This window comes from Paenibacillus sp. MER TA 81-3 (genome assembly GCF_023713585.1).
In the GTDB taxonomy this organism is placed as follows: Bacteria; Bacillota; Bacilli; order Paenibacillales; family Paenibacillaceae; genus Paenibacillus_B; species Paenibacillus_B profundus.
Window position 1 is genome coordinate 326,527 of sequence record NZ_JAMAWB010000006.1, and the last position, 10,707, is coordinate 337,233.

Annotated in this window: 9 protein-coding genes and 1 rRNA gene; 9 read left to right on the forward strand and 1 reads right to left on the reverse strand. The window is 50.1% G+C overall.

Annotated elements, in window-relative coordinates; all coding sequences use genetic code 11:
* Window positions 1-11 precede the first annotated feature (11 nt).
* Window positions 12-1,331 carry a GTPase ObgE gene (obgE, locus tag M3650_RS11045; protein ID WP_019422356.1) on the forward strand — a complete coding sequence of 440 codons (1,320 nt, stop codon included), beginning with the start codon at window positions 12-14 and terminating at the stop codon, window positions 1,329-1,331.
* Between the two features lie 60 nt (window positions 1,332-1,391).
* On the opposite strand, the gene M3650_RS11050 is transcribed toward obgE, so the two are convergent.
* A complete protein-coding gene (locus M3650_RS11050; RefSeq protein WP_251574652.1) occupies window positions 1,392-2,258 on the reverse strand; it encodes an aldo/keto reductase in 867 nt (288 codons plus the stop codon).
* A 420-nt stretch (window positions 2,259-2,678) separates the two neighbouring features.
* Between M3650_RS11050 and M3650_RS11055 the strand changes: the two genes are divergently transcribed.
* From M3650_RS11055 to M3650_RS11090, 8 genes are all read left to right on the forward strand, one after another.
* Window positions 2,679-3,116 carry an ACT domain-containing protein gene (locus M3650_RS11055; protein WP_233697028.1) on the forward strand — a complete coding sequence of 146 codons (438 nt, stop codon included), beginning with the start codon at window positions 2,679-2,681 and terminating at the stop codon, window positions 3,114-3,116.
* 50 nt (window positions 3,117-3,166) lie between these two features.
* Window positions 3,167-4,453 carry a homoserine dehydrogenase gene (locus M3650_RS11060; RefSeq protein ID WP_251574653.1) on the forward strand — a complete coding sequence of 429 codons (1,287 nt, stop codon included), beginning with the start codon at window positions 3,167-3,169 and terminating at the stop codon, window positions 4,451-4,453.
* A gap of 64 nt (window positions 4,454-4,517) precedes the next feature.
* Window positions 4,518-5,585 carry a threonine synthase gene (thrC, locus tag M3650_RS11065; RefSeq protein WP_019422351.1) on the forward strand — a complete coding sequence of 356 codons (1,068 nt, stop codon included), beginning with the start codon at window positions 4,518-4,520 and terminating at the stop codon, window positions 5,583-5,585.
* A complete protein-coding gene (gene thrB, locus M3650_RS11070) occupies window positions 5,585-6,544 on the forward strand; it encodes a homoserine kinase (protein ID WP_251574660.1) in 960 nt (319 codons plus the stop codon). The genes thrC and thrB overlap by 1 nt, the downstream gene beginning before the upstream one ends.
* Window positions 6,545-6,566: 22 nt before the next feature.
* Window positions 6,567-7,427, forward strand: a complete 861-nt coding sequence (gene pheA / locus M3650_RS11075; protein WP_251574662.1) for a prephenate dehydratase — start codon at window positions 6,567-6,569, stop codon at window positions 7,425-7,427.
* A gap of 25 nt (window positions 7,428-7,452) precedes the next feature.
* Window positions 7,453-8,331 carry a branched-chain-amino-acid transaminase gene (gene ilvE / locus M3650_RS11080; RefSeq protein WP_251574665.1) on the forward strand — a complete coding sequence of 293 codons (879 nt, stop codon included), beginning with the start codon at window positions 7,453-7,455 and terminating at the stop codon, window positions 8,329-8,331.
* A 177-nt stretch (window positions 8,332-8,508) separates the two neighbouring features.
* Window positions 8,509-10,026 (forward strand): LysM peptidoglycan-binding domain-containing protein, encoded by a 1,518-nt coding sequence (locus M3650_RS11085; RefSeq protein WP_251574667.1) that lies wholly within the window; start codon window positions 8,509-8,511, stop codon window positions 10,024-10,026.
* A 366-nt stretch (window positions 10,027-10,392) separates the two neighbouring features.
* Window positions 10,393-10,707: ribosomal RNA gene (locus tag M3650_RS11090) — 16S ribosomal RNA — on the forward strand; the annotation flags it as partial.

Here is a 10,707-nt window from a genome sequence, read left to right on the forward strand (position 1 = left end):
GAGGTGACAGCATGTTTGTAGATAAAACGAAGATTTATGTAAAAGGCGGCGATGGCGGTGACGGTATTGTCTCGTTTCGCCGTGAGAAATATGTGCCAATGGGAGGGCCGGCCGGAGGCGACGGCGGAAGGGGAGGCAACGTCATTTTTCGTGTTGACGAAGGTTTGCGTACGTTGGTGGACTTCCGTTATCAGAAGCACTTTAAGGCTCCTCGAGGAGAAAAAGGCCGCAACAAGAGCCGCCATGGAGCAAACGCGGAAGATATGATCGTCCGCGTGCCGCCGGGGACGGTCGTAGTGGATGACGATACGCAGGAGATCGTTGCCGATCTGACGCGGCAAGATCAAGAAGTCATCATTGCGAAGGGGGGCCGGGGAGGGCGCGGCAATATCCGCTTTGCCACAGCTACCAACCCAGCGCCTGAACTTGCGGAGCATGGGGAAGAAGGCGAAGAGCGCTGGGTCGTGCTTGAACTGAAAGTGATGGCTGATGTCGGGCTTGTCGGCTTTCCAAGCGTCGGTAAATCAACGCTGTTATCTGTCGTTTCTTCCGCCAAGCCGAAGATTGGCGCCTACCACTTCACGACGATTACTCCGAATCTCGGTGTCGTAGATGTGGGAGACGGCCGCAGCTTCGTCATGGCTGATCTGCCGGGTCTTATCGAAGGCGCTCATACCGGCATCGGACTAGGACATGAATTCCTTCGTCACGTGGAACGCACCCGGATTATTGTCCATGTTGTGGACATGGCCGGGACAGAAGGACGGGATCCGTTCGATGACTGGATGAAGATTAACGAAGAGCTGGAACTGTACAACGAGAAGCTTGCGGAACGCCCGCAGATCGTGGCGGCGAACAAGATGGATATGCCGGAGGCGGAAGAGCAGTTGGCGATCTTTAAGGAGAAAGTGCGCGACAAGACCGGTCGGGACATCGAAGTCGTTCCGATATCTTCCCTGACGAAAATGGGTGTGCAAGAGCTGCTCTATAAGGCGATGAATATGCTGGAGCAGCTACCGGATGCGCCTGAAGTCGAAGAAGTGGCTGAGGTCGAGGAACGGAAAATTTATCGGTATAACAAAAAGACAGAGGCGCGGTCGGAGTTCACGATTCGCCGTGAGAACGAGATGTTTGTCGTAGAGAGCGAAGCGATTGAGGGTATGCTGAAACGACTGCAAATGAACTCGCACGATGCCATTTTGAAGTTTGCGCGCACGTTGCGCAAAATGGGTGTGGACGAAGAGCTGCGCAAACGCGGGGCAACGGATGGAACGATTATCCGTATTGGGGAGTTCGAATTTGAATTCGTAGAAGGCAGCAGCTACTATTGACATAAAAACAACAAAAGGAAAGACCGCAGGTCCTATTATGGACATGCGGTCTTCTGTCTGTTATGTCTGAACTTCGTCTGAGGTGCTGCAGGCGTTAAGCTTCGCCAGATCGTCAGACGCTAGCGATAGTTGTGCGGCCTTGGCGCTGTCGCGGATTGACTCTGGCCTTGTCGCTCCCGGTATCGGAATGAGCTGCGGTGACAGGGCCATCATCCATGCAAGTACGATCTGATGGACGCTCACCTCATATTGCTGGGAGAGCTCTTGCAGCAGTGGATGCTCCTTCAGCTTGGCCGCTTGACCAGGACCGCCGTTGGGACTGTATGCGACAAAGCTGATGTGGTGTTCGGCGCAATAATTCAGCACATCCAGCGATCGTCTGTCAAAGAAATGGAACCGATTCTGTATGGCGGCGACGTTCGCCATGCGGAATGCCTTTTCACACTGAGCCATCGAGACGTTGGACAGGCCAAGATGTTCAATCTTGCCTTCCGCCTGTAGTCTCGTCAGCTCTCCGAAAGATTCTTCAAAGGGGACTTCAGGATCGGGTGCATGCAGGTAATATAGCGGATGGGCTTCTCTCTGCAATAGGGTCAAGCTGCGTTCACATGCTGCCCGCAGCGCCTGCGGATGGCCGGAATAGGTCCATTCTCCGTTCGGTCTCGCCAGCCCTCCCTTCGTTGCAAGGACGCAACCCAGGCCAGCTGGAATTGTATCCAAGAACAAGCGCTCGTTATGCCCAAGATCATGCTCGCCCAAACTGTATGTATCAGCGGTATCGAAGAATGTGATGCCGCTCTCCAGAGCGGCCCGGATCGCAGCTTCCGCTTGTGGACGTTCTGGTCTTCCTTGTACGGATAGCGGAGCTCCACCGAATCCGAGGGCAGACACATGTAGCGAAGTGCCCCCTAATGGTTTCATCTGCATAATAAAAGCATCCCTTTCTAAAAAAATGAAGTAAATTCAACCAGTATTGAACAGTCCTATACTGTGCTTGACGTTATTCCATTGTACGCGTCCTAAGCGTGAAAGTTCCAGCTGCTGGGAATTGATTATTGTTTTTGTGGCACTCATTCATTCATTGGACTCTGTCCAATGGTTTGTGGGAGCAACCTAAAATTTCCCTTGCTGGATGGTCCACGTATTTTTTAAGCAACTTGTTAGGAAAATGCTTTAGTTAAGTTCACGATCGTGTATAATAGATCCAATTTAACTACTTGTAGAGGTTGTGCAAAAAGCTCGCTTTGAATCACGCACTTTTATCGGATTGCCTATTGCCAATACGCATACAAATCCGCTATAATGTCCTCTATAAGAAAACAAAAGTCTTTTTATGGAGGACTACCAATGTCAGAACGATACTACTTAGTACGAGAGGACATTTTACCGGAAGCGGTTGTCAAGACTGTGAAGGCGAAGCAATTGCTCGCTACGGGTGAAGTGAAGACAGTGCATGAAGCGGCTGAGCGCGTCGAATTAAGCCGCAGTGCTTTTTATAAGTATAAAGACGGCATTTTTCCTTTGAATCAGCTGGAGCGGGAACGAATCGTAACGATATCTATGGATTTGGAGCATCGTTCAGGAATTTTGTCCAAGGTGCTTGGTGCTGTGGCAACTTTTGAGGGCAACGTGTTGACCATCAATCAGACGATTCCGCTGCAGGGGATGGCGAATGTCGTTATTTCCGTAGAAACGTCGCTTATTGCGGAGCCGTTCGGCGAGATGCTGGACTCGTTGCGCGATATTCCCGGCGTGAAGCGGGTTGCGGTTATTGGACAAGGATAATGGTTGAGCTTTACAGATAGATTCCGTTGAAGAGAAGGGGAGAAACAGCGATGAAGCCAATTAAAGTTGGGTTATTAGGGTTGGGGACGGTAGGAACTGGAGTCGTACGTATTGTGGAGGGGCATCAGGACGACTTGTCGAGCCAGGTGGGATCGCCAATTCGAATTGAAAAGGTGCTCGTCAAGGATTTGCAAAAGGCGCGCAGCGTGTCTATTCCGGAAGAGATGCTTACTGAAGAGGCCTGTGACATTATTCATAACCCGGATATCGATGTTGTCGTTGAAGTGATGGGCGGCATTGAACCTACCAAGCAATATATTATGGAAGCTTTGGAGCAAGGCAAGCATGTGGTCACGGCCAACAAAGACTTGATGGCGCTCCATGGACGCGAGATTATGGCGAAGGCGAAGGAGAAGCGCTGCGATGTATTTTATGAAGCAAGTGTTGCCGGAGGCATCCCTATCATTCGCACGTTGATGGAAGGCTTCTCTTCCGATCGGATTAAGAAAATAATGGGTATCGTGAATGGTACGACGAATTTTATACTGACCAAGATGAGCCAAGAAGGGGCAGGCTATGAAGAAGTATTGAAGGAAGCGCAAGCGCTTGGCTATGCGGAATCTGATCCGACCTCAGACGTGGAAGGTCTTGACGCAGCACGTAAAATGGCGATTCTGGCTACGCTCGGCTTTCATTCGGATGTCGCTTTGGAAGATGTGGATGTGCGCGGCATTTCGCAGATTAAGAAGGAGGACATCGCGTTTGCGAAGCGTCTCGGCTACGAAATGAAGCTCCTCGGCATTGCAGAGCGCCAAGATGATCAGATCAGTGTCGTTGTACAGCCGACAATGGTCAGCACTTCGCATCCGCTCGCTGCGGTGAACGGTGTGTTCAATGCTGTTTATGTATACGGAGAGGCTGTAGGCGAGACAATGTTCTACGGACCAGGCGCCGGTGAAATGCCGACGGCGACATCAGTCGTTGCTGACTTGGTCGCTGTCATCAAAAATATGAAGCTTGGTGTTAACGGCCAGCGTGCGCTTACCCCATATAAAGAGAAAAAGCTGAAAACCGACGATCAAATCGTGTACAAAAACTTCATTTTGCTGCATGTTGAAGATAAAGCAGGTGTGCTTGCTCAAATAACGCAAGTATTTGCGGAGTACGAAGTGAGCTTGGATTCTGTCGTTCAGCAGCCGAATCCGCACAACCCGGATGCAGAAATTATCATTATTACGCATCAGGCGAGCCAAGCGAGCATGAAGAAGGTGTATAAGCACTTCGACAATCTTGACGTTATCAAATCGATCAAGAGCGCTTATCGAGTGGAAGGCTAGGCCGAGCAACGAGAAAGGCTTGGGCTAACAATATATAATTTACATCTGAAGAGGGGATATGTGGATGAGATACATGGGACTGCTCGAAACCTATAAATCATACTTACCAGTGAACGACAACACGCCGATGCTCACACTGCATGAAGGCAACACGCCGCTTGTTCGGGCAGAACGTCTGTCGAATGAGCTTGGTTTGGATTTATATTTGAAATACGAAGGCTTAAACCCTACGGGTTCGTTCAAGGACCGGGGGATGGTAATGGCTGTTGCGAAAGCGATGGAAGAAGGCAGCCGCACGATAATGTGCGCTTCGACGGGCAATACGTCTGCGGCAGCGGCTGCATATGCTGCACGCGGCGGGGTGAACTGCATCGTGCTGATTCCGAACAACAATATTGCGCTTGGCAAGCTTGCGCAGGCGATGATTTACGGTGCAAAAGTTATTGCGATCGAAGGCAACTTCGATCGCGCGCTTGAAATCGTGCGAGAAATTACGGCGAAGCATCCGATTACGCTTGTGAACTCGGTTAATCCGTACCGCATCGAAGGACAGAAGACGGCTGCCTTCGAAGTATGCGACCAATTGGGCAAAGCTCCCGATGTGCTCGCGATTCCGGTCGGCAACGCAGGGAATATTTCGGCGTATTGGAAAGGCTTCAAAGAGTACCATGCTGCAGGCAAGAGCAACCAGCTGCCGAAGATGATCGGCTTCGAAGCGGAAGGCGCAATGGCTATCGTCAAGGGAGAACCGATTCGCGAACCCGAAACGATCGCAACGGCGATTCGGATCGGCAATCCAGCAAGCTGGAAGACGGCGGTAGAAGCGGCTGATCAATCGAACGGCCAGATCAACTATGTTACCGACGAACAGATTCTTGAAGCATACCAACTATTGGCGGCGCGTGAAGGCGTATTTTGCGAGCCAGCTTCAGCCGCATCGGTTGCAGGCGTCATCAAGCTCCATAAGGAAGGTTATTTCTCTGGCGGTGAATCGGTCGTATGCGTGCTTACGGGCCACGGATTGAAGGACCCGAACATCGCTATTAAGACGGCAGCAACCGAACCGCTCGTTGTGAAAGACTCGGAAGAGGCGGTTATGGATGCGATTCGGCAATTAGAGGGTGAGCAATAATGTGGCAACAAGACGGCGTGCTCGTGCGTGTGCCGGCCAGTACCGCGAATCTCGGTCCAGGCTTTGACACGCTTGGCATGGCACTCAATTTGCATTTATGGATTGCCATGAAGCCGGCAGAGGCAACGGTCATCCGGCTTCATGGCAGCGAGTTGGCGGGCATACCTACCGACGAGAGCAATCTAATCTATCGGATTGCTCATTCGGTGTTCAGTGCAGCTGGAGTAGAAGGTCGTCCGCTTGAAATGGATGTGTATAGTGACATTCCTTTGACACGCGGTCTCGGCAGCAGCGCATCGGCTATCATCGGCGGACTCTATGCCGCCAATGCACTGATCGGCTATCCATTGACCCAAGAGCAACTGTTCAACATGGCAACCTTAATCGAACGTCACCCGGACAATGTCGGGGCTTCGCTGTTCGGCGGCATAATTGCAGCTGCTTGGGATGGAGAACGAACGGAACATATCCGGATTGAGCCTCATTGTAACTTAAGCACGGTTGTGGCCATTCCGCAGTTCCAATTGGAAACGAAGCTGGCGCGCAATGTTCTGCCCAAGCAAGTAAGCGTGGCGGATGCAGTGTTTAATATTAGCCGCTCTTCCTTGCTGGTCGCCGCGCTATGCAGCGGGCAATTCCATGTGATTGAGACGGCGATGCGTGATCGTCTGCATCAGCCCTATCGGGCACCATTGATTCCCGGAATGTCGCGTATATTGGACGAGGCGACAGAGCATGGTGCGCTAGGCGTTGCGCTTAGCGGTGCCGGACCTACACTGCTTGCGTTTACGGACAAGCGTCAATCGAGCGCTTTGCTTGTCTCTTATATGAAAAAAACGTTTCTTGCACACGGTGTGGAAGCGAAAGTCATGGAGATGGGAATTAGTCGGGAGGGTGCTGTGTGCTGCGGTACGTGGGACAACATGTCCTCCATTCTAGCGGCACGTATAAATTATTAGTCAGCGAAGGAGTAAAACGCTTATGGCGCGAATAGCATTATTACCAGAAGGCTCAGTATCACATGAAGCTGCGGTATATTTAGTCGGTGAAGAGAATTGCTTTATGCACCATAAGCTGATTTCGGATGTGTTTTTATCGACGGTACGCGGGGATACGGATTATAGTGTCATTCCGATCGAGAATACGATCGAAGGCTCTGTCAATTTACATATGGACTGGATTGTCCATGAGGTAGATCTCCCTTTTCAGGCGGAATGGGTGTACCCATCGATTCAAAATGTAATTGGCCGACGTGAAGAAGTGCAAGGTGACTGGTCCCGGGTGTGCAAAGTGATGTCGCATCCTGTGGCGATGGCGCAGTGCATGCAGTTCATTCGGGCCCAGCTTCCACATGCGGAATTGGAACATGTCAATAGCACGTCCGAGGCTGTTCACCGTGTAAAGGAGAATCCGGGTCAAGGGTGGGTTGCCATCGGAACGGCTCTGGGCGCGCGCACGCACGGCTTGGACGTATTGGCTCCGCAAGTGACTGATCATCAGAACAATTTCACTCGATTTGTTCTTATCGGGAAAGAACCGATGTCGTTGCCGGAATCGTCTGCTAGGAAGACGACGATTCTCGTCACCTTGCCGGAAGATTTCCCAGGTGCGCTCCATCAGGTGCTCTCTGCGTTCGCGTGGCGTCGAATTAACCTTTCCCGGATCGAATCCCGGCCGACGAAGCGCCGGCTTGGAAACTATTATTTTTACATTGATGTCGAAATGGCGCTGGATACGGTGCTACTTCCCGCCGCAATGGAGGAGATTGAAGCTATCGGTTGCCAAGTTCGCATATTAGGCTCTTATCCGAGTTATACTTTTCAACATGCTATGACAGAATAATGCTACCATTTGGAGGTGCTGCACGATGACACAGTGGATTTATTTAGACGGTGAGTTTGTAACAAAAGAAAATGCGAAAGTTTCGGTGTATGATCACGGCTTTTTGTACGGTGATGGTATTTTTGAGGGGATTCGCATATACGGCGGCAACATTTTTAAATGTAAAGAGCATTTGGAGCGCCTATATGATTCGGCAAAGTCGATTATGCTGAATATTCCATTACCCATTGAGGAAATGCAGGGCGTATTGGTCGAAACCATTCGCAAAAACGAGCTGCAGGACGGATATATCCGTCTGATTGTCTCCCGTGGTCCCGGTAATCTGGGATTGGATCCACTCCGCTGTCCGAAAGCGAGCGTCATCATTATTGTAGAGCAATTGGCGATCTATTCGGAAGAGGCGTACCGCAATGGATTGCGCACGGTGTCGGTAGCCGAACGCCGCAACATCCCGGACGCTTTGAATCCGAAGATTAAGTCGCTCAACTATTTGAATAACATTTTGGTCAAAATTAAAGCGAACTTGGCTGATGTCGGTGAAGCGATTATGCTGAATGCGCAAGGGTATGTAACGGAAGGATCGGGCGACAACATTTTTCTTGTGAAAAGAGGAGTTGTCTACACGCCTCCGTGCTACTTGGGCGCACTGGAAGGCATTACGCGCGGAGCTATTATGGAGCTGTGCCAGAAGCTTGGACTGACTTTAAAAGAAGAACCGTTTTCGCTGCATGACATTTATGTTGCCGACGAAGTGTTCTTTACAGGCACGGCAGCAGAGGTTATTGCCGTACGCGAAGTGGACGGTCGTATTATTGGTTCTGGTCAAGCCGGACCGGTTACATTGAGCCTGTTGGAAAATTTCCGTAAAATCGTCACAGAAGACGGCGTTAAAGTATACGATTAGCCGCTGTTTCATATCAAATGGCCAGTCCTCCCTAAGTTAGGGAGGATTTTTTTGTGTTGAGGGATGTCAAATGCCTAACACCTGCATAGGATGTATTAATTGAATTTCCGGGCGATTGTCCCGAGGTGAAGAGGATGATGAACGGTTGGGAGGTTACAACAGGTGAAAATTCACATCGTGAAAAAAGGCGATTCGTTGTACTCGTTGTCCAAAAAGTACGATGTATCCCTTGAAGAGTTGATTGCCATGAATCCACAATTGAAGGACCCGAACCAATTGGATGTCGGCATGAAGATCAAGGTTCCGTCTTCAAAGTATCCGTCGAGCGGGCATGAAATTATTCATAAGCATGTTGTTAAGGAGGGGGATACGCTGTGGAAATTGTCTAAAGCTTGGGGCATCCCGCTGGAGACGATGATCAACGCCAATCCGCAGCTGAAAAATCCGAATGTCTTGGCTATCGGTCAAGTCATCAATATTCCAAAGGTTCACACCGGAATGGCAATGCCTGCTGAGACAGCGCAGCCAAATAGTAATGCAGAAATGACAAAGCCCAAAGCTGAGCTTACAAAACCGAAAACGGAAAACACCCAGCCCAAAGCTGAGCTTACTAAGCCGATTACAGTACCTGAGAAGAAAGCTGAGTGCATTTATGAAATTGAAAAGGTCGAAAACGTAAAGCCAGTAGAATCGTATGTTCCGCCAACACCTGAAGTGCCGGCTCCGCCTACAGCACCTCCCATGCCGACTTACGTTGCTCCTGCGACCCAAGTCCAACAGCCGAACATGCCGTCAATACCTGTTCTTCCACCACCAAACTATGAAATGCCGATTGCACCTATGCCGTATGTTCCGATGGCGCCATGTCCTGAGATGAAGCCATGCGATTGTGAAAAGCCTCATCATCATTTGTTCGCGCAATTCGCCATGCCTGCTGCCGAAATGATGGCCCCGATGCCAATGCCACATGCTTATTCTAACTGTGCTCCATGCGCATCTATGCCGATGTATCATCCGCAAGCTGAATGTTTCGACGCTTTTCCGGCTATGCCGAGCGTGATGTACCCTCCTGTACCGCCGATGTACGGTGCAGTGTCATCCGGTGTGCCAAGTATGATGCCGTCTTCTGTGCCAGCTGCTGTTCCTTCCTCTATTCCGTGGGCAGTGCCGTCTGGCATATGGGAACCAATGATTCAGCCTTATGCCGCCATGCCGTATACCCATGCCATGCCATGCGGCTGCGAGGAGAGTATTGCGCCCGTTCATCAGGCTCAGATGTTTACCGCACCGTCGAACTGCTATGATCGGCAAGGCTATCAAGGGTATGAAAATGATCCATATCCATCCTCCTACGTTTCGCCTGAAGCCGGATGGTATAATCCCGCAGCCTATTCTTCGGCGTCGAACATGCCAGTGGACGCATATGAGTCATCGATGCCTTCGAAATCTTGTGACTGCGCATGTCATGGAGAAAGACAGGAAGAAGAATTCCAAGCTGTTTTCGATACAGATTCTTCTGATGCAGAAGACAAGGCCGTTAATAAAAGCAATGATAGTAAAGAGAAGAAAGCTACGGTTCGCGGTGAAGCACACAGCTCAAGCAACAGCGAGAGAAAAGCAACTCTACGAAAAAAGAAACTTGCTGCTCCGCCAAAAAAGGAACATATGCAAAGCCTGCCATGGATTAACGGATAAGATAGAAATGGCAATCCGGATCTGAAGGTAATATCAACACTATCACTCTATATAATAGAGAGAGTGAATATGGTTGATATTACCTGTTGCTATAGTGGGACAAGCCATGCTATATTATAAATCCGGCCGCAAGAAACGGCGGAACACAACGAAACAACAGTCAATCAGCTTTTGAAAAAAAGATGTTGACATAGAGTTGGAAGATGTGTTAAGATAAAATCCTGTTGCAAATGATGTTGAGTAATGTCGAATGCAACAACGGTAACAAAATGAAGATTGTTCTTTGAAAACTGAACAACGAGTGAAACGTTTGTGTAATAGAGGTTAACAACCTCGTCAGCAATACATGAGCAAGTCAAACTAACTTTAACGGAGAGTTTGATCCTGGCTCAGGACGAACGCTGGCGGCGTGCCTAATACATGCAAGTCGAGCGGAGTTGATGGAGTGCTTGCACTCCTGATGCTTAGCGGCGGACGGGTGAGTAACACGTAGGTAACCTGCCTGTGAGACTGGGATAACTACCGGAAACGGTAGCTAATACCGGATAGACATTTTCCTCGCCTGAGGGAGATGGGAAAGACGGAGCAATCTGTCACTTGCAGATGGACCTGCGGCGCATTAGCTAGTTGGTGGGGTAACGGCTCACCAAGGCGACGATGCGTAGCCGACCTGAGAGGGTG